Raw genomic sequence first — 19,222 nt, forward strand, 5'->3', positions numbered from 1 at the left:
GGTCCGTGGCCATGCCTTCTCCAATCCGGTGGCAGATGGTCGGTGTGGCCGGCCGTGGGTGTGGCCCGCCGCAATAGTTGGCTTATGCACATACTAAGTTAGCTCAGCTAATTAGTGCAAGCTGCATCTGGTTTCCGCGCGGCCGGGTCTTCCCTCCGGACGGGTGATCGTCCTTGACGCGGCGCGGCCGGGGTAGGACCGTGGGGCCCTATGAGGGGCGAACCCAGTTGCCCGAAGTGCGGTGGCCGGGTCAGGGCTCCCGGACTCTTCAGCGACTCCTGGCAGTGCGACGTGCACGGGACGGTGTATCCGCTGCAGCCGGTGATCCCGCCCAGCGTCGAGGCCCTCGACGTCGTGGTGCACCGCACTCAGGTGCCGGTGTGGATGCCGTGGCCGCTGCCCGTCGGCTGGCTGTTCACGGGCGTGACCTACGCCGGGGACGAGCGCAGCGGCGGCCGTGCCACCGCCGTGGCCTGCTCGGGACCCGGACCGCTCGGCGGCGTGGGCGAGCTGATCCTGGTGGCCGAGGAGCTCGGCGTGGGCCTCGGCGCGCGCTACGCCGGCATCGACGGCCCGGATCCCGGCTCCTGTCTGAACGTGGAGAAGCCCCCGGACGCCAAGGTCCTGGCCGGCGGCCGCCCCACCCCGCTCTGGCACGTCTCCGGCGCGCCGTCCGACCGCGCGGTCTTCGCGGGCGAGGCGCGCGGGCTGTGGCTGTGGGCGGTGGTCTGGCCCGAGCAGTCCGGCCTCCTGATGTACGACGAACTGGTGCTGGCGGATCTCCGCGAGGCCGGCGCGGAGGTCGAACTCGTCCCCTGCGGCGCCCTGTCCCCACGACTGCTACGGCCGTAGCGGGGCGGCACCACCCGCGGGGGCGCGGGCACTGCGCGGGCGCATGCACCTGAGGGGGCGTGGGGCGTGCAGGCCGGCGTAGGTCGTGCGGGTGGGTGGTGTAGGGGGTGCGGGGGCGGTCCGGGTGTGACTGGGCATCCCTCGGAGCCCGTTATTCTTGGGTGTCCCCTTCCGTCCCGCCCTCGCCTGGAGTCGTGTCGTGCGCATCGATCTGCACACCCACTCCACCGCCTCCGACGGCACGGACACCCCGGCCGAGCTGGTGCGCGCCGCCGCCGCGGCCGGTCTGGACGTGGTCGCGCTGACCGACCACGACACCACCCGCGGCCACGCCGAGGCGATCGCCGCGCTGCCCCCGGGTCTCACCCTCGTCACCGGCGCCGAACTCTCCTGCCGTGTCGACGGCATCAGCATGCACATGCTGGCCTACCTCTTCGACCCCGAGGACCCCGCCCTGCTCGCCGAGCGCGAGCTGGTCCGCGACGACCGCGTCCCGCGCGCCAGGGCGATGGTCGCCAGGCTCAACGCGCTGGGCGTGCCGGTCACCTGGGAGCAGGTCGCGCGGATCGCGGGTGACGGCTCGGTCGGCCGGCCGCACGTCGCCTCCGCGCTCGTCGAACTCGGCGTGGTGCCGACCGTGAACGACGCCTTCACCGCGCAGTGGCTGGCCGACGGCGGCCGGGCCTACGTGCCCAAGCACGAGACGGACCCCTTCGAGGCGATCCGGCTGGTCAAGGGCGCGGGCGGGGTCTGCGTCTTCGCCCATCCGGCGGCCGCCAAGCGGGGCCGTACGGTGCCGGAGTCCCGTATCGCCGAGATGGCGGCCGCCGGACTGGACGGCATCGAGGTCGACCACATGGACCACGACGGCGAAGCCCGGGCCCGGCTGCGCGGCCTCGCCGGTGAGCTCGGGCTGCTGGTCACCGGTTCCAGCGACTACCACGGCAGCCGCAAGACCGTCGCGCTCGGCGAGTTCACCACTGACCCCGAGGTCTACGGGGAGATCACACGGCGCGCCACCGGGGCGTTCCCGGTGCCGGGAGCCGGCGGGGCCTGAACCGCGCCCCTCCGCCGTCCCCCTTTCACCCACGCACTCGCAAGGCCTGTTCACCCATGTTCGACGCTGCCGTCTTCGGCTCTCTCTTCCTGACCCTTTTTGTCATCATGGATCCCCCCGGGATCACCCCGATCTTCCTCGCGCTGACCGCCGGACGGCCCGGCAAGGTGCAGCGGCGGATGGCCCTCCAGGCCGTCTGCGTGGCCGGCGGAGTCATCGCCGTGTTCGGCGTGCTCGGCCACCAGATCCTGAACTACCTGCACGTGTCGGTGCCCGCCCTGATGATCGCCGGCGGGCTGCTCCTGCTGCTGATCGCGCTGGACCTCCTCACCGGCAAGACCGACGAGCCCGAGCAGACCAAGGACGTCAACGTCGCCCTGGTCCCGCTGGGCATGCCGCTGCTGGCCGGGCCGGGAGCGATCGTGTCCGTCATCCTCGCCGTGCAGAAGGCCGACAGCGTGGCCACCCAGGTCTCGGTGTGGTCGGCCATCCTCGCCATCCACGTCGTCCTGTGGCTGGTCATGCGCTACTCGCTGCTGATCATCCGGGTCATCAAGGACGGCGGGGTCGTCCTGGTGACGCGGCTGGCGGGCATGATGCTCTCCGCGATCGCCGTCCAGCAGATCATCAACGGCGTCATGCAGGTGATCAACGCGGCGTAGCGCGTAGCACACGCGTATGCGTATACACCGAGCCCCCGTACGGCACTGCTGCCGTACGGGGGCTCCGAAACGTCTGAAACGGTCCGCCCTACGAGGCCGGGGTGTCGGCCGGGCGGATCCAGAGCCGCTGGCCGACTGCGGCGGCCTGCTGAACGATCCGGTTGACGGAGGCGGCGTCCACGACGGTGCTGTCCACGGGGGTGCCGTCGACCTCGTCGAGTCGCATGATCTCGAAGCGCATGGGCTTCTCCCTTCGTCTGGTCATCCTCCTGCGGAGAATTACTGGAGATGGTGGTGATGACGGGCGGCGCACGGGGCGGCGGTGCCCGGTGTTCCATACGTATGCAACGAGCTGCGTGTTACAAACATTCCCTACGCTAAGGAAAATTTTCGAACGTCTAATTACTGACCGGTAGAGGTTCATGGAACGACCGATCGGGACCAGTTGTGTTCGCAGCGTGACCGCCGGGACAATGGAGGCGATGAACGACGACCTCCCGGCGCTCGCCGCCCGCATCGACCGCACGAACGAGCTGCTGCAGCGCATGCTCGCCGAGGTGGCCAAGACGCCCTCGACCCACGCGATCTTCGTCGACGCGGGCTACCTCTACGCGGCCGCGGGACGCCTGGTGGCGGGCACGGAGGACCGCCGCGCCTTCGACCTGGACGCCGAGGGCCTCATCGACGCGCTCATCGACCGCGCCCGCACCGTCTTCGCCGACAGCCGCCTGCTGCGCGTCTACTGGTACGACGGCGCCCGCCGCCGCATCCACACCGCCGAGCAGCAGTCGATCGCCGAACTGCCCGACGTCAAGGTGCGCCTGGGCAACCTCAACGCCAACAACCAGCAGAAGGGCGTCGATTCGCTGATCCGCTCGGACCTGGAGTCACTGGCCCGGCACCGCGCCATCAGCGACGCGGCCCTGCTCGGCGGCGACGAGGACCTGGTCTCGGCGGTGGAGGCCGCCCAGGGATACGGCGCCCGGGTCCACCTGTGGGGCATCGAGGCCCCCGAGGGCCGCAACCAGGCCGAGCCGCTGCTGTGGGAGGTCGACAGCCAGCGCACCCTCGACATCGACTTCTTCAAGCCCTACGTCTCCCGGCGCACCGCCGCCTACGACGCGGCCGGCGCCACCCGGCCGACCCGCGACGACGTCCGCTTCGTGGGCGCCCAGATCGCCGCCAAGTGGCTCGCGGCACGCGGCCGGGACGCCCTCATGGAGCTCCTCCCGGGCCACCCCTATCTGCCGGGCTCGGTCGACCAGGACCTGCTCGTCGAGGCCGAGGGCCTGCTGCAGTACTCGCTGCGCGGCCAGGCCGACCTGCGCCGGGCCCTCAGGGACGGCTTCTGGGAGCATCTGAGGGCGCAGTACTGACGGCCTGCCCGTGGCGTCTGCCGTCTACTCGGGGACCGTGTCCCAGAAGCCGGCCAGGGCGTCGGCCGTGGCGAGGGGCTGGTCGCAGTTGGGGGAGTGCTCGGCGCCCTCGATGATCGTGCGGTGCGCGCCCAGCCGCTCGGCCATCCCGTCCAGCAGCGAGACCGGCCAGGTGTCGTCCAGCGCGCCCGACAGCACGTGGAACGGCAGCGGCAGGGCGGCGAGTTCCGCCACCCGGTCCGGCTCGGTGCACAACTGACGCCCGGTGGCCAGGAGTTGGGCGGGCTTGTTGCCCAGCCAGCGGCGGCGCAGGTCGTCGCGGTCGTCGAGACCCGCGTCCAGTTCCGCGCCGGTGTCGGTCTCCTCCGGCGCGTCCATCGCCTGGATGGCCTCCCAGACCTGGGCCATCGACATCACCCCGAGCGCCTCCCGCAGCAGCTTCACGCGCTGCTGCTGCGACACGGAGATCTGCGCCGGCCCCGAGGCCATGAGGGTGAGCGAGACGAAGGGGGAGTGGTCGAGCAGTACCGCCGCTCGGGCGATCTGCCCGCCGAGCGAGTGCCCGAGCAGATGCAACGGGGTGCCCAGTGCCTCCGCCTGCGCGAGCACGTCGCGGGCGAGTTCCTCCTGGGCGTAGGCGGACTCGTCGCGCTCGGGCCCGTCCGACTCGAACTGCCCCCGCCCGTCCACGGCCACGGTCCGGTACCCGCGCGCCGCGAGCGGCTCGTGCAGCGGGTTGAAGTCCTCCTTGCTCCCGGTGAACCCGGGCAGCAGCAAGGCGGTGCCGCGCGCCCGCACGCCGGGTGCGCAGGGCGCGTCGACCACGGCGAACTCACCCCGCGCGGTGGACAGCCGGTACGCACGGGCACCGGGCGGCGGGACGAAGGTGGGCGGCCTGCTCATGCGCTGAGATTATCGGGCCCTGGGACGGGCCGGCGCGGCGGGCGACGGCGATCGGCCGACGGGCACCGGCCACCGGCGCCGAGCGGGTGCGCGCGGGTGCGCCGAACGACCGGCCCGGCCCCCGACCACCGGCGGCCCGGTCCCACGCGAGGTGGGGCCGGGCCGCCGGGTCGTACCGGATGGGCGGGGGATCAGGCCTCCGCGGACTCCGCCGCTTCAGCGGCCTTGGCCGTCGCCTTGCGGGTGCGGCGGCGCGGCTTGGCCTCGGCCTCCGGCTCGGCGGTGGCCTGCGCCGGGATCTCCGGGGCGACCGGCTCCGTCGCGGCGGCCTTGCGGGTGCGGCGGCGGGGCTTGGCCTCGGCGGTCGCGCCCTCGGCCGTGTCGGCGACGGCTTCGGCGGCCGCGGTGGTCGCCTTGCGCGTACGCCGGCGCGGCTTGGCCTCGGCCTGGTCGGCGGCGGCCTCGGTGACCTCGGGGGCCGCCGTGGTCGCCTTGCGAGTACGGCGCGGCTTGGTCGCGGCGGGCGCCGCGCCCTCGGCCGTGTCGACGGCGGTCTCGGCAGCGGTCCCGGCGGTCGCCTCGGCGGCGGCCGCGGTCTTCCGGGTGCGGCGCGGCTTGGCCTCGGCGCCTTCCGCAGCGTCCGCCGGGGCGGTCGTGGCGGTCGCCTTGCGAGTGCGGCGCGGCTTGCTCTCCGCCCCCTCGGCGGTCACGGGCGCCTCGGCCGGTTCGGCGGCCTTGCGCGTACGGCGGCGGGGCTTGCTCTCGACGGCCTCGACGGAGTCGGCCACCGCCACGGCGGCGCTGTCCTGCGCCGCGGCGGCCTGCGCCGGGATCTCGGGGGCGACCGCCTCCGAGACCTCGACGGCCTTGGCGGCCGGCTTGCGGGTACGGCGCCGGGGCTTGGCCTCGGCGTCCGCGACGTCCGTGTCCTCGGCCACCGGGCCGGACTCGGCCGCCGGGGCGGCCTCGGCGGTCTTGCGGGTGCGCCGGCGCGGCTTGGCCGCGGGCTCCTCCGTCGCGGTGCCGGCCGTCTCCGCGGCGGCCGTCCCGTCAGCGGTGTCCACGGCCGTCGCGGCGGCGGTCTTGCGGGTGCGGAGGCGCGGCTTGGCCGGGGCCTCGGACAGCGCCTCGGCAGGCGCCTCGACGGTGTCGAGGGCGGGACCCTCGGCCGTCGTCACTGCGGCCTCGCCGGCCTGCTCAGGCAGACGGGTGTCATCGGACGCGGACGGCACGGCCGCCTCGGCGCCCGTCACCGGCTGCGCCGGGACACCGTTCCGCATCCGCCGGCGGCGGCGCGGGGTACGGGTGCCGGACTCCTCCGAGGCCGGCGAACCGGCCGACGGGGCGTCGGACTCCGTACCGGACACGGCGGTACCGGACTGATCCGTACCCGACGCGGTGCCCGCGGCCGGGTCCAGCGGGGCTCCGCTGCGCGTACGGCGCCTGCGGCGCGGGGTGCGCGCCGGGCGCTCGCGCTCGCGGTCATGCTCGCGCTCCGCCGGGCGCGCCTCGCCGCGGCCGCCCCGGCCGCCGCGTCCGCGTCCACCGCGTCCGCCGGTCTCGCCGAGGTCCTCGAGCTCCTCCGCCTCCAGCCCGGCGCGGGTGCGCTCCGAGCGCGGCAGGACGCCCTTGATGCCCTCCGGGATGCCCAGCTCGGAGAACAGGTGCGGAGAGGTGGAGTACGTCTCCGGCGGGTCGTTGAAGTCCAGCTCCAGCGCCTTGTTGATCAGCTGCCAGCGCGGGACGTCGTCCCAGTCGACGAGCGTGATCGCCGTACCCTTGGCGCCCGCGCGGCCCGTACGGCCGATGCGGTGCAGGTACGTCTTCTCGTCCTCCGGGGACTGGTAGTTGATGACGTGGGTGACGCCCTCGACGTCGATGCCGCGCGCGGCGACGTCGGTGCAGACGAGCACGTCCACCTTGCCGTTGCGGAAGGCGCGCAGCGCCTGCTCGCGGGCGCCCTGGCCGAGGTCGCCGTGGACCGAGCCGGAGGCGAAGCCGCGGCGCTGGAGCTGCTCGGCGATGTCGGCGGCGGTGCGCTTGGTGCGGCAGAAGATCATCGCCAGTCCGCGGCCATCGGCCTGCAGTATGCGGGCGACCATCTCCGGCTTGTCCATGGAGTGCGCGCGGTAGACGAACTGCTTGATGTTCGCCACCGTCACGCCCTCGTCGTCCGGCGCGGTGGCGCGGATGTGCGTGGGCTGCGACATGTAGCGGCGGGCGAGGCCGATGACCGCGCCCGGCATGGTGGCCGAGAACAGCATGGTCTGCCGCTTCACCGGCAGCATGCCGATGATCCTCTCGACGTCGGGCAGGAAGCCCAGGTCGAGCATCTCGTCGGCCTCGTCGAGGACAAGGCACTTGACGTGCTTGAGGTTCAGCTTCTTCTGCCCGGCGAGGTCCAGCAGCCGGCCCGGGGTGCCGACGACCACGTCGACGCCCTTCTTCAGGGCCTCGACCTGGGGCTCGTAGGCGCGGCCGCCGTAGATGGAGAGGACGCGCACGTTGCGCGCCTTGCCGGCGGTCAGGAGGTCGTTGGTGACCTGGACGCACAGCTCGCGCGTGGGGACGACGACGAGCGCCTGCGGGGCGTCGGTGAGGGCTTCGGGGGCGGCGCGTCCGGCTTCCACGTCGGCGGGGACGGTCACGCGCTCGAGGAGCGGAAGTCCGAAGCCGAGGGTCTTGCCGGTGCCGGTCTTGGCCTGGCCGATGACGTCCGTGCCCGTCAGGGCCACGGGGAGGGTCATCTCCTGGATGGGGAAGGGGGTGATGATGCCGACGGCTTCCAGGGCCTCGGCGGTCTCGGGGAGGATCCCGAGGTCTCGGAACGTAGTAGTCAGGGTGCTGCCTCTTCTGTGTGCGCGGCACGAGGCGAGCGCGGGGGTCGTGTCTGACCGTGCCGGGGACGTCGGCGGCCGTGCGGGCGAACCGCTCGGACCGGCCGTATGGCACGGGACCTCTGCCGACGCTCCAGGGTCTGTCCGCGGGACAGGCCCAGCGCTCGTACCGCTGAGGGTGTCCCTCCGATCGTCGTACGCACAGTGCCGTACGGTCAGGGAGGGCTGTCGGGTCGGAGCCGATCGGGCCACCGACCGGGCATCCTCATGCGTGCGGCCTGTCGACGTACGTCACGAAACGTCGGCGTACTCAGCAGGCGCATTACCACCATACCCCGGAATCACGCACACGCGATGGCCGATTTGGTCACGTAGCCGTCGTCACACTGATTGACCAGGTCCTTCGCGGGGGTGACGGGCGGGCTATTGTGCGCTTCATGACGAGCTCTGACAAGTCTGACAACGACTCCGCCGCATCCGCCGGACCCACCGGCATCGCCGCCCAGGGCTGGGCGACGGCCGCCGCCGACCCGCAGTACCGCGCCGCGGTCGTGGACCTGCTCGGTGCGCTCGCGTACGGGGAGCTGGCGGCGTTCGAACGGCTCGCGGAGGACGCCAAGCTGGCGCCCACCCTCGCGGACAAGGCCGAGCTGGCGAAGATGGCGTCGGCCGAGTTCCACCACTTCGAGAGGTTGCGGGACCGGCTCACGGAGATCGGTGAGGAGCCGACCCGGGCGATGGAGCCGTTCGTGGCCGCGCTCGACGGCTTCCACCGGCAGACGGCGCCCTCGGACTGGCTGGAAGGGCTCGTCAAGGCCTACGTCGGCGACTCGATCGCCAGCGACTTCTACCGGGAGGTCGCGGCCCGGCTGGACTCCGACACGCGTGAGCTGGTCCTGGCCGTCCTCGACGACACCGGGCACGCGGGCTTCGCGGTCGAGAAGGTCCGCGCGGCCATCGACCGGGACCCGCGCGTGGGCGGCAGGCTCGCGCTGTGGGCGCGGCGCCTGATGGGCGAGGCCCTCTCCCAGTCCCAGCGGGTCGTGGCCGACCGCGACGCGCTGTCCACGATGCTCGTCGGCGGCGTCGCCGACGGCTTCGACCTCGCCGAGGTCGGCCGGATGTTCTCCCGGATCACAGAGGCTCACACCAAGCGAATGGCCGCCTTGGGCTTGGCGGCCTAGCCCTCCACCGGGGGCGGGGCTCCGAAGGCTCGATGCTCCGTCCCGGCTTGCACCGCAACCGGCGCGGGGCTGGGCGGGTGGTGGCGGCTTGTGCCTCCGCCCGCGAGGGGCTGGCCTTCGCCTACGCGGGGCACGCGGGCGGGGGTTGCGGGACTGGAATGCCAGCGGGGCCGGCGCCGGGGCCGGTCCGCACGCGGCGGCAATGCCGGGCGCGGTTGTGCTTGCCGGCCCCGTGGGGACGGTTCGCCGTCCGGTCCAGCCGGCCGCCGGCCCGCATCCGCTCATACGGCTGCCCGTGCCCCCGCCCGGTGCGCGTGGGCGTGCGGCCGGGTGGGCGCCTGCCGCGCGCCGGCCTGCGGCGAGGCGGGGCCGGGGCCGGGCCGGGCGGTCGGGGGCCGCGTGGCTCGCAGGGGGCCCTGGGCGCTCTCACGGGAGCGTGGGTGCCCTCACGGCGTGTGGTGGTGGCGGCGCCGGGTCAGGCCGGTGCCGATCGTCGGCGGAGTCTTCCCGCGGGGCGCAGCAGCAGGGAGAGCGAGGCGGCCGAGACCACCGCGGCGCCGAGCAGACCCGGCAGCGCGCTGCCGGACGCGAGCGCGCTGTGGGTGACGAAGTCACCGAAGAGCGCGCCCGCCACACCGGTGGACAGCACCAGCGGCCGCGCCGGCAGCCGGTGCGACAGACGATGCAGCGCCGCCCACGCGAGCAGGACACCGAGCACGGCGGAGCCGAACGCTTCCAAGATCATCACTGGGCCCTCCCGGACGGTCGGCCGGTGCTCACGGTCGTACCCCGTCATACCCCTGACCTGCGGAACACAACCCTCCCCCCTGGGCTGTTTGTGAACCGCCTGTGCGGGAAAAACACGAGGGCCCGGCGGCCATGCCACCGGGCCCTCGCCCACTCTTCTTCCGCCCGCGCGGTGCGCGGCTACAGCGCGCCGAAGCCCACCTTGCGCGGCGCCGGCTCGCCGAGCTCGACGTAGGCGAGACGCTCGGCCGGCACCAGCACCTTGCGTCCGTGCTCGTCCACGAGGGTCAGCAGCTGCGACTTCCCGGCCAGCGCCTCGGCCACCGCCCGCTCGACCTCCTCGGCACTCTGACCGCTCTCCAGAACGATCTCGCGGGGCGCGTGCTGCACGCCGATCTTGACCTCCACGGCTATGTCCCTCCGACGGTCATAGAAGTGCGCGGCCTACCGCGCCGTACCCAGCACACATTAGCCCGGTGAGGGGACGAACACGCTCCGCCGAAGAACGCCAGGAGCGAACAGCCGGCGGGAACAAAGACGGAACGATCCCGGCTGCCCGCACCGCTCAGTGCTGCTGCTCGGTGCCGTGCAGCGGGAAGCCGGCGATGCCCCGCCACGCGAGCGAGGTCAGCAACTGCACCGCCTGGTCGCGCGGCACGCTGCGGTCGCTGTGCAGCCAGGAACGGGCCACCACCTGCGCGAGACCGCCCAGCCCCGAGGCGAGCAGCATCGACTCCGCGCGGGACAGACCGGTGTCCTCGGCGATGACGTCGCAGATCGCCTCGGCGCACTCGTTGGTGACCTTGTCGACGCGCTCGCGCACCGCGGGCTCGTTCGTCAGGTCCGACTCGAAGACCAGCCGGAAGGCCCCGCCGTCGTCCTCCACGTAGGCGAAGTAGGCGTCCATCGTGGCCCGCACGCGCTGCTTGTTGTCCGTAGTCGACGCGAGCGCGCACCGCACGGACTGGATGAGCGCCTCGCAGTGCTGGTCCAGCAGCGCCAGATAGAGGTCGAGCTTGCCCGGGAAGTGCTGGTAGAGCACGGGCTTGCTGACGCCGGCGCGCTCGGCGATGTCGTCCATCGCCGCCGCGTGGTAGCCCTGCGCCACGAAGACTTCCTGGGCGGCGCCCAGCAACTGGTTCCGGCGGGCACGGCGCGGCAGGCGCGTGCCTCGCGGGCGTGCCGCCTCTGTCTGCTCGATGGCTGTCACGCCGCCTCCCAAAGTCGTCCACATGCGGTGTGCGCCGCGCCGCCATCGTACTTTTCGGTAACCGTGCTGTGCGCGGTGCGAGCGCAGAATTTCACGGACCGGACGCCGGCGGAACCGGCGCAGACAGTTCTGAACCCCTGCAAGCCGGGCATAGCCGGGCTTCGCTCCTGCTCAGTCGCGGTCCCCTCCGTGCGCCGCCGGGCCCCTCACCGGTAGTCGTCCTCGTCGAGCGAGACGACACGGGCCTGCTCGATGAGGTCGGCTTCGTTCGCGCGGTCCTTGTCCGCGTCCGTGAGGGGTTCGTCGTGCTCCGGTGCGACGTCCGCCTGCTGCTCCGCGGCGTCGTTCTCGGGGGCCTCCACGTCGATCTCCGTGGCGTCCTCCTCGTCCGTGAACGTCTCGGGATCGGTGGGGTCGAATGCCATGCTGGGCTCCCTTCCTACGGATGTCCCTGGATTCCCTGGAAGAAGCAGGGGCCACATGCGGGTGCCCTCTGTACGAGCGTAGGAGACACCCGAAGTGGACGCTATGCCATTCGCGGCGGCGGATGCCCGCGCCGTGACCCGCGGGTCCGTGCGATCTGTGACGGCGAACACACGAATCACTACGTGATCGTCTCGTAACATTGCCGCATGTCTTCGACCGAGGTGCCCTCCGTGCCGCCCGCCAACGTTCTTCCCAGGGTGGCACCCGTCAGGGTCGAGGAGGGCGAGCGGCTGCGATCGGTCGGACTGCCGGGGATCACGCTGTCGGTGCGCTCCAGGCCGCCCGCGCGGGAGGGTCTGCCGGCCGCGCTCTACGTCCACGGTCTGGGCGGTTCGTCCCAGAACTGGTCGCCGCTCATGGCGCTGCTCGACGACGTCGTGGACGGCGAGGCGGTCGACCTGCCGGGCTTCGGCGACTCGCCGCCGCCGGACGACGGCAACTACTCCATCACCGGGCACGCGCGCGCGGTGATCCGCTACCTGGACTCCGCCGGCCGCGGCCCCGTGCACCTGTTGGGCAACTCGCTGGGCGGTGCGGTGTCCACGCGCGTGGCCGCGCTGCGGCCCGACCTCGTCCGCACGCTCACCCTCGTCTCGCCCGCCCTGCCGGAGCTGCGCGTGCAGCGCACCGCCGTGCCGACCGCGCTGCTCGCGGTGCCCGGCGTGGCCGCGCTGTTCACCCGGCTCACCCGGGAGTGGACGGCCGAGCAGCGGGTCCGCGGGGTCATGGCCCTGTGCTACGGCGATCCCGCGCGGGTGTCGCCGGAGGGGTTCCGCAACGCCGTGCAGGAGATGGAGCGGCGGCTTCAGCTGCCGTACTTCTGGGACGCGATGGCGCGCTCCGCGCGCGGGCTGGTGGACGCCTACACGCTGGGCGGCCAGCAGGGGCTGTGGAGCCAGGCCGAGCGCGTGCTCGCGCCCACGCTCCTCGTCTACGGCGGCCGCGACCAGCTCGTCGGGTTCCGCATGGCCCAGCGGGCCGCCCGCCGCTTCCGCGACTCCCGCCTCGTGACGCTGCCGGACGCCGGCCATGTGGCGATGATGGAGTATCCCGATACGGTGGCCACGGCGTTTCGTGAACTGCTGGTGGAGACGGGAGAATTGGACACGGTGAGAGCGAAGGGCGGTCGTACTCCCGTCGAGGCCGACGGCGGCACCTCCGGCGTGGGCACGGGAGGCTGAGGGGCCAGGTGGGACGCCACAGCCGCCGCGGGCCCGCGCCCAAGGGCGCCACGGACACAACCGCAGGACGAGGCAGCCGCGAACGCGGCCGGGACGACCGCGACCCGGACGGCCGGGGCGCGCGGGTCGCCACCGAGGGCCCGGGCAGACCCCGCGGCGAGAACTGGGAGTCCCCGCCCCCCGGCACAGCCCCGGCAAGCCGCCCCCAGCCACCCACCATGCCCCCACCCCAAGACACCCCCCACTTCCGGGACGGCACCCCCGCCCACGGCGTCCCGCGCTTCGCGGACGGCACCCCTGCGCACGGGGTCCCGCGGTTCCCGGACGGCACGCCCGCTCACGGCGTCCCGCGCTTCCCGGACGGCACTCCGGCCCACGGCGTCCACCGTTTCCCCGACGGCACCCCCGCCCACGGCGTCCCGCTCTTGCCGGATGGCACCCCCGCTCGCGGTGTCCCGCGTGCGCGGGGTGGGCATCCCGAGCAGTGGGAAGCGGGGGGCGGCTGGGGGCGGCTGGGTGCCGACGGGGGCGTGCCCGGGCAGGGGGGCGCTCCCGCCGGGGCTCCCGCCGGGGCCGCGACCTCGTTGCGGCCCGGGGTTCCCTTCCCGCGGCAGCGGCAGGCACCCCCGGAGGGCCCGCGGCCGGACTACCTCGACGCGTTCGACGGGGACGCCGAGGACGACGACGTCTTCGTGCCCCGGCCGCGCGGCACCGCGCGTGCCGTGGACGTGTCCGCACCCCCCGCCGAGCGCGACGCGGAGACGGCGGGGACGGAGGCCGGTGACGGCACCGCGCCGCCCGCCGGCGCCCCCGCGCCGGGCAAGGGCGCCAAGGGCCGTGCCTTCACGGGCATCGCGGCCGCCGCGGTCACGACCGTGCTCGCCGTCGTCGTCGCCGGACAGGTGGCCGACGGCCAAAACGGCGCCGACGCCCGCACGCAGGCCACCACCGACCAGGGCGGCGACCCCCGGGCCGTCGCCGGCGCGGGCGGCCGGGCGGACGCCTCCTCCTCATCGGCGCCGAGCGCGACACCGCTGACGTACGACCAGAAGATGAACGCCAAGTACCCGCTGAGCCCCACGCTCAAGGGCTCGGGCAAGTTCGAGACGGTCCCGGGCGCGGCGAGGGCGCCCGGCAAGGGGCAGAAGTTCACCTACCGTGTCGACGTGGAGCAGGGCCTCGGACTCGACGGCCGGCTCTTCGCCGACGCCGTGCAGAAGACACTCAACGACGACCGCAGCTGGGCCCACGGCGGGGCGCGCACCTTCGAGCGCGTCTCCTCCGGCAAGGCCGACTTCGTGATCACGCTCGCCAGTCCGGGCACCACCGCCACCTGGTGCGCCAAGTCCGGCCTGGACACCACCGAGGACAACGTCTCCTGCGACTCGGCCGCCACCGAGCGCGTCATGATCAACGCCTACCGCTGGGCGCAGGGCTCGAAGACCTACGGCGACAAGATGTTCGCCTACCGGCAGATGCTGATCAACCACGAGGTCGGCCACCGCCTCGGCCACGGCCACGTCAACTGCGAGAAGGACGGCCGGCTCGCGCCGGTCATGCAGCAGCAGACGAAGTTCCTCGACCACGACGGAATCCACTGTCTGCCCAACCCCTGGCCGTATCCCGGGAGTTGACGGGCTGCTTCCGAAAGGTCGTCGGGGAAGGCGGTCGGCGACGAGAACGAGGACGAGCACCTCGTCCTGGAGCGCAACATCCACCGGTCGGCCGCCACGGATGCCGAGCGCGAAGTTCCCCGGTCCCCGGGACGGACACACCCGTCCCGGGGACCGCCAAGCGCGTGCGCACCCAGGCGCTGACCCTCAAGGAGCACACACGCCGACGTTGTCGAACGGCTCGACCGCCGGGTTGAACGCCATGTGGTCGGTCGCCCACGACCTCGCCGTGGCGCGCCAGGTCGGTGAACGGGTGGCGGGGGTGCGCCGCGGCCGGATCGTGGAGGAGGGCCCGGCCGACGCGGTGTACGAGTCCCCCGAGGACCCGGACACCGAGCAACTCCTGGCCGCCGTACCGGCGCTGGACCCGGAGGAGCCGGGCGGCCCGGCGGCGCGCGGCGCGACGGGAAGCCGCCACGGCGGCGCCGGTGGCCACGGCATGACGACACGCGCCCGAGTGATGTCCTAGCGCGACGAAACGCGGGCCGCACGGGAAAGTTACGACCGTTCACCCCTTTTGGTGGCGCGACGGACAACCGTCCGTCGCGCCACCGCCATGTCCGCATACCTTCGTCCCGCTGCGAGCCGCCGACGCGACGGCGGCTCTCCGGACGGGAGGAGATCGGGGGTGCACGCGTGCGCATCGGACTGGTGACGGAGGGCGGCTATCCGTACGTGAGCGGGGACGCCGGGGCCTGGTGCGAACGGCTCGTGCGCGGGCTCGAGCAGCACGAGTTCGACGTGTACGCGCTCAGCCGCAGCCGGCGGCAGGAGGACGAGGGCTGGGTCCCGCTCCCGCCCCAGGTCGGCCGGGTCCGCACCGCGCCCCTGTGGACGGCCGAGGACGACGGAGTGGCGCACGGCCGCCGCGCGCGCCGCCGGTTCGCCGAGTGCTACGGCGAGCTGGCGGCCGTGGTGTGCACGTCGGACCGCGACGACCACCGCGACCCCGTCGGCCCCGACGGTCACCGCGTCCACGTCGTCCCCGGCGATCCACGCGGGCTGGGCGGTCTCGGCGCGGCCGACGGTCTGACAGGCGGCACGGATGCTCAGGCGGACCGTTTCGCCAGCGCGTTGTACGGGCTGGCGGAACTCGCCCGTGAGGAGGGCGGCCTGGCGGGCGCGCTTCGCTCGGAGACCGCCGTCCGCGCGCTGGAGCGCGCCTGTCGTGCGCCCGGCGCGCCGAGTGCGGCGCGCGAGGCGCGCGTACGGGATCTGCTCGCGGTCGCCGCCCACCTGGAACGCGCCCTGCGCCCCCTTTCCCTCGACTGGTACGAGGACGACGGCCTAGGCGCCGCCGATCTCTGCCACACGGCGGCCGGCGGCACGGCGGCCCTGCCCGGGCTGCTCGCCCGCCACTTCTGCGACGTCCCCCTCCTCGTCACCGAGTACGGCGTCCAACTGCGCGCGCACTACCTCGCCGCCGACGCCGGGACCACCGCCCCGGCGGTGCGGTCCCTGCTCGCCGCCTTCCACCGCGCCCTCGCCGCCGAGGTGTACCGGCGCGCCGCCGTCGTCACCCACGGCAACGCGCACGCCCGCCGCTGGCAGGAGCGGTGCGGCGCCGACCGCGCCCGGCTGCGAACCGTTCCCCCGGGCATGGACGCCGCGCCGTTCGCCGAGGCCGGCGAGGCGCCCGAGGCCGCCGATCCCGGCACCCTGGTCTGGGTCGGCCGGATCGAGCCCGCCAAGGACCTGGTGTCCCTGCTCCACGCCTTCGCCGAGGTGCGCAGGCAGGAGACCGGGGCCCGGCTGCGGATCGTCGGCACGGCGGCCGGCCCCGACGCGGCGGCCTACCTGGGGCACTGCCGTGCCCTGGCCGCCCAGCTCTTCCCCGACGAGGCCGACGGCCCGCACACCGTCGGCGACAACCCGGTGTCCTTCGAGGAGCTCGGCGGCCCGGAGGCCCCGACCCTCGCGGACGCCTACGCCTCGGGCGCCGTGGTCGTGCTGTCGAGCGTCGTCGAGGGCTTACCCGTCAGCCTCGTCGAGGCCATGTTCTGCGGCCGCGCCACGGTCTCGACCGACGTCGGCGCGGTCGTGGAGGTCATCGGGGGCACCGGCCTGGTGGTGCCGCCGCGCAACCCCAGGGCGCTCGCGGATGCCTGTGTGACGCTGCTGCACGACCCCGAGCGCCGTGCGCGCCTGGGCGCAGCCGCCCGCGCCCGCGCGCTCGAACTGTTCACCATCGAGCAGAACACCGCGGCGTTCCACGGCATTTACCTCGAGATCGTCTCGCACTGCCCGGTGCGGCGCGTCCTCCTGGACGACAGCGGAGAGCCCCTCCCGTTCGCAGCCCCGGCCGAGGCCCATGTACCCGGACACTGGACCGCCGTGCCCGCCCGCGCCCCGGAGGCCACCCGATGAGCGGCCCCGCGGACCACGGTCCCTCCGCCGTCGCACCCCGGCGCGGCGTCGCCGACCCCGTGAAGACGCTGATGCACCGGCACCGCGAGCTGTGCGAACGGGCCGTCGACCCCATGGAGATCGCGGCGGGGCTGGAAGCGCACGGCGTCACCGACCGCACCGCCGCCCGCTTCCGCCACCGCGACGTCTTCTCGCTCGCCGAGGAGATGTACGCCCGCTCCTCCCACGACGACGGCACACCTCCGCACCCCGAGACGGCCGGCGCCCCACGCCCGACCCCGAACCAGGTGCTGCTGAGCCTGCTGCCCGGAGCCCTGTGCGCGGTGGCCGTGGCCGGACTGCGACTCACCTCCGGCCGCACCCGCCTCGCGGTGGCCGCGGCCGGCGTTCTCGCCGTGGCCCTCGGCGCACGTGCCGTCCTCCGGCACGGCCCGCTGAGCCAGCCCGGACACACGTCGCCCAGCGTCTCCGCGCCCGGAACCCGCGCCTGCACCTACTGGCTGCTCGCTTACGCCCTCCTCGGCGACGGCCTGCTCGCGGCCACCGTCGCGGGCGGCCCCGACGGACTGCCCGACGGCACCCCGGCCGGCGCCTGGCCCCTCACCACCGCTCCCTTCCTCGCCCTCACCCTCGCCTGCGCCCCCGCGGCCTGGACCGCCCACCTCTTCACCGCCCGCGCCCGGCGCGGGCTCGCCACCAGCCGCGGCCTGGACGAGTTCACCGCCTTCGTACGCCCCCTGCTGCTCGGAGCGTTCGGCCTGTTCCTGTGCGCGCTCACCGGGCTGCTCGCCGCCTCCGCCGCGGCCCTGCACGAGCCCGCCGGCTACGCCCAGGCCCTCGCACTCGGCGCCCTGCTGCTGCTCGCCCGCCTCCTCTTCACGCACGGCTTCACCCACGCCCCGGCCGTCGCCCTCGGCGCCGCCGCGGCCGTCGAGGCCCTGGCCCTGGCCACCGTCCTCGCCGCCCGCCTGCCGGGCTGCGGCCTCCTCGCCGACCCGGTCGACACGCTCGTCACCGCCCGGGGCCCGGGCGCCGTGCAGGCCCTGGCCTGCGCGGCCGCGGCCCTGGCTCTCCTGGTCCACGCCATCCGCGCGCTGACCAGGGCCTCGGCGCACGCGCGACCGGAGGAGCAGTGGTGACCGGCCCAGGGACCACCCAGCACCCCCCGCACCCTCGCGTCTCCCACCGCACGCCCCGCCGAGACCGGCGGGCGACTGCCACGGGAGCCGGCACCACCAAGGCCACTCCACGGCCCCCCGTACGCGCCCCCCACACGGCCCAAGCGGCAGGCGCACCCCGCGTCGCCGCGCCGGCCGAAGGTTCCCGGCCGCACCGCCGGAGCCGACCGCACCACCCCCTTGAAGGAGAACACCAGATGACCACCGCCCGATCCGGAGCGTCCGGAGCATCCGGAGCCACCGGAGCGCACATCCCGGGAGCCGCCCGATGAGGGTTCTGCTGATCGGAGCCGGCGGATACCTCGGCCGCTTCGTGGCCGACCGTCTGCTCGCCGACCCGGCCGTCCAGCTCACCGCTCTCGGCCGCGGCGACGACGCCGACGTCCGCTTCGACCTCGCCACGGGCAGCCCCGGCGCGCTCACCCGATTCCTGGACGCGGTCCACCCCGGCGTCGTCGTCAACTGCGCCGGGGCCACCCGCGGCGGGGCCCGCGAACTCACCCGGCACAACACCGTCGCCGTCGCCACCGTCTGCGAGGCCCTGCGCCGCAGCGGCTGCGGCGCCCGTCTGGTGCAGATCGGCTGCAGCTCCGAGTACGGTCCGAGCCAGCCCGGCTCCTCCACGGCCGAGGACGCCGTGCCCCGCCCCGGCGGCCCGTACGGCGTCAGCAAGCTCGCCGCCACCGAACTCGTCCTCGGCTCCGGCCTGGACGCCGTGGTGCTGCGCGTCTTCTCACCCGCCGGACCCGGCACCCCGGCGGGCTCACCGCTCGGCCGCCTCGCCGAGGCCATGCGCCGCGCCATGCAGTCCGGCGACGGCGAACTCAAGCTCGGCGGGCTGGGCGCCCAGCGCGACTTCGTCGACGTCCGCGACGTGGCCCGCGCCGTGCACGCCGCCTCCCTGTCCGCCGCCCAGGGCGTCATCAACATCGGCTCGGGCCGCGCCGTCCGGCTCCGCGACGCCGCAGCCACGCTGGCCCGTGTCGCCGGATACGGCGGCACCCTCCACGAACTCGACGGCCCGCCCGGCGGCCACCTCAGGGCCGCCATCGGCCACCCCCGCAGCGACCCGGACCACCCGGCCCCGGTCGCGTACCCGTACCCCGACGGGTGCGGCAGCTGGCAGCAGGCCGATGTGCGCACCGCGCGCGACCGGCTCGGCTGGCGGCCCCGGATCAACCTCGAGGAGTCCCTCGCCGACATCTGGATGGAGGCGGCATGCCGCATCTGACCAGCACCAGGGCCGGCACCTCCAGCACCGGCGTCCGCACCGGCCTCGGTGTCCCCGGCTGCGCCCACCCGCTGCTGGCCCCCGCCGAGTGGGACGCGCTGGCCCGCACCGGCCCGCCCCTGCACTGGGTCGTCCTCGACGTCGCCGGCGGCCCGGGCGTCCAGCCCGACCCGCACTGCCTGGACGCGGCGGGGCGGCTGCGCAACGCCGGCGTGCGCGTCCTCGGCCACCTGGACACCGCGTACGGCAGCCGGCCCTTCGCCGAACTGGTCGCCGAG

The 19,222-nt window shown here is 74.2% G+C and carries 17 protein-coding genes and 2 pseudogenes; 12 read left to right on the forward strand and 7 right to left on the reverse strand.

From position 1 onward, the window contains the following. The first annotated feature begins 210 nt into the window (after positions 1-210). The 3 genes from IE249_RS14660 (at position 211) to IE249_RS14670 (ending at position 2,571) form a co-directional block, all read left to right on the forward strand. The gene (locus IE249_RS14660; protein ID WP_189705263.1) at positions 211-852 is read left to right on the forward strand and encodes a DUF6758 family protein; all 642 of its coding nucleotides are present in this window, start codon (positions 211-213) and stop codon (positions 850-852) included. Between the two features lie 199 nt (positions 853-1,051). Further along, a complete protein-coding gene (locus IE249_RS14665; RefSeq protein WP_189705264.1) occupies positions 1,052-1,909 on the forward strand; it encodes a PHP domain-containing protein in 858 nt (285 codons plus the stop codon). 56 nt (positions 1,910-1,965) lie between these two features. After that, positions 1,966-2,571, forward strand: coding sequence for a MarC family protein (locus IE249_RS14670; protein ID WP_189705265.1), 606 nt, complete (start codon positions 1,966-1,968; stop codon positions 2,569-2,571). Positions 2,572-2,659: 88 nt separating this feature from the next. Here IE249_RS14670 and IE249_RS14675 read toward each other — a convergent pair whose 3' ends face one another. Further along, on the reverse strand, positions 2,660-2,812 hold the full coding sequence (locus IE249_RS14675; RefSeq protein ID WP_189705266.1) for a DUF8834 family protein: 153 nt from the start codon (positions 2,810-2,812) through the stop codon (positions 2,660-2,662). Positions 2,813-3,044: 232 nt separating this feature from the next. Here IE249_RS14675 and IE249_RS14680 point away from each other — a divergent pair, with 232 nt between their 5' ends. Continuing rightward, the gene (locus IE249_RS14680) at positions 3,045-3,947 is read left to right on the forward strand and encodes an NYN domain-containing protein (protein WP_189705486.1); all 903 of its coding nucleotides are present in this window, start codon (positions 3,045-3,047) and stop codon (positions 3,945-3,947) included. A 24-nt stretch (positions 3,948-3,971) separates the two neighbouring features. On the opposite strand, the gene IE249_RS14685 is transcribed toward IE249_RS14680, so the two are convergent. Then, complete coding sequence (locus tag IE249_RS14685; protein WP_189705267.1) at positions 3,972-4,850, reverse strand: alpha/beta fold hydrolase; 879 nt, start codon at positions 4,848-4,850, stop codon at positions 3,972-3,974. A 191-nt stretch (positions 4,851-5,041) separates the two neighbouring features. After that, a complete protein-coding gene (locus tag IE249_RS14690; RefSeq protein ID WP_229858483.1) occupies positions 5,042-7,597 on the reverse strand; it encodes a DEAD/DEAH box helicase in 2,556 nt (851 codons plus the stop codon). A 527-nt stretch (positions 7,598-8,124) separates the two neighbouring features. Between IE249_RS14690 and IE249_RS14695 the strand changes: the two genes are divergently transcribed. Beyond that, positions 8,125-8,871: a ferritin-like fold-containing protein gene (locus IE249_RS14695; protein WP_373304388.1), complete on the forward strand. Its 747-nt coding sequence runs from the start codon at positions 8,125-8,127 to the stop codon at positions 8,869-8,871. A 475-nt stretch (positions 8,872-9,346) separates the two neighbouring features. Here IE249_RS14695 and IE249_RS14700 read toward each other — a convergent pair whose 3' ends face one another. From IE249_RS14700 to IE249_RS14715, 4 genes are all read right to left on the reverse strand, one after another. Next, complete coding sequence (locus tag IE249_RS14700; protein ID WP_189705269.1) at positions 9,347-9,616, reverse strand: hypothetical protein; 270 nt, start codon at positions 9,614-9,616, stop codon at positions 9,347-9,349. A gap of 182 nt (positions 9,617-9,798) precedes the next feature. Then, positions 9,799-10,026 carry a DUF3107 domain-containing protein gene (locus tag IE249_RS14705; protein WP_189705270.1) on the reverse strand — a complete coding sequence of 76 codons (228 nt, stop codon included), beginning with the start codon at positions 10,024-10,026 and terminating at the stop codon, positions 9,799-9,801. Between the two features lie 157 nt (positions 10,027-10,183). Beyond that, positions 10,184-10,828, reverse strand: a complete 645-nt coding sequence (locus IE249_RS14710) for a TetR/AcrR family transcriptional regulator (RefSeq protein ID WP_189705271.1) — start codon at positions 10,826-10,828, stop codon at positions 10,184-10,186. A 206-nt stretch (positions 10,829-11,034) separates the two neighbouring features. Further along, on the reverse strand, positions 11,035-11,253 hold the full coding sequence (locus tag IE249_RS14715; protein WP_189705272.1) for an Rv3202a family protein: 219 nt from the start codon (positions 11,251-11,253) through the stop codon (positions 11,035-11,037). A gap of 207 nt (positions 11,254-11,460) precedes the next feature. Here IE249_RS14715 and IE249_RS14720 point away from each other — a divergent pair, with 207 nt between their 5' ends. The 7 genes and pseudogenes from IE249_RS14720 to IE249_RS37265 form a co-directional block, all read left to right on the forward strand. Further along, positions 11,461-12,495 (forward strand): alpha/beta fold hydrolase, encoded by a 1,035-nt coding sequence (locus IE249_RS14720; protein WP_189705273.1) that lies wholly within the window; start codon positions 11,461-11,463, stop codon positions 12,493-12,495. Positions 12,496-12,503: 8 nt separating this feature from the next. After that, positions 12,504-14,129, forward strand: a complete 1,626-nt coding sequence (locus IE249_RS14725) for a DUF3152 domain-containing protein (RefSeq protein ID WP_189705274.1) — start codon at positions 12,504-12,506, stop codon at positions 14,127-14,129. Between the two features lie 238 nt (positions 14,130-14,367). After that, a pseudogene (locus IE249_RS14730) lies at positions 14,368-14,611 on the forward strand (ABC transporter ATP-binding protein); the annotation flags it as partial. A gap of 193 nt (positions 14,612-14,804) precedes the next feature. Continuing rightward, positions 14,805-16,535, forward strand: a complete 1,731-nt coding sequence (locus IE249_RS14735) for a DUF3492 domain-containing protein (protein WP_189705275.1) — start codon at positions 14,805-14,807, stop codon at positions 16,533-16,535. Beyond that, positions 16,532-17,674, forward strand: a complete 1,143-nt coding sequence (locus IE249_RS14740; protein ID WP_229858486.1) for a hypothetical protein — start codon at positions 16,532-16,534, stop codon at positions 17,672-17,674. The genes IE249_RS14735 and IE249_RS14740 overlap by 4 nt, the downstream gene beginning before the upstream one ends. A 307-nt stretch (positions 17,675-17,981) precedes the next feature. After that, positions 17,982-18,944 carry an NAD-dependent epimerase/dehydratase family protein gene (locus tag IE249_RS14745; RefSeq protein WP_189705276.1) on the forward strand — a complete coding sequence of 321 codons (963 nt, stop codon included), beginning with the start codon at positions 17,982-17,984 and terminating at the stop codon, positions 18,942-18,944. Continuing rightward, positions 18,932-19,222: pseudogene (locus IE249_RS37265) on the forward strand (spherulation-specific family 4 protein); the annotation flags it as partial. The gene IE249_RS14745 and the pseudogene IE249_RS37265, both read left to right, overlap by 13 nt.

This window comes from Streptomyces anandii JCM 4720 (genome assembly GCF_014650655.1).
Taxonomy (GTDB): Bacteria; Actinomycetota; Actinomycetes; order Streptomycetales; family Streptomycetaceae; genus Streptomyces; species Streptomyces anandii.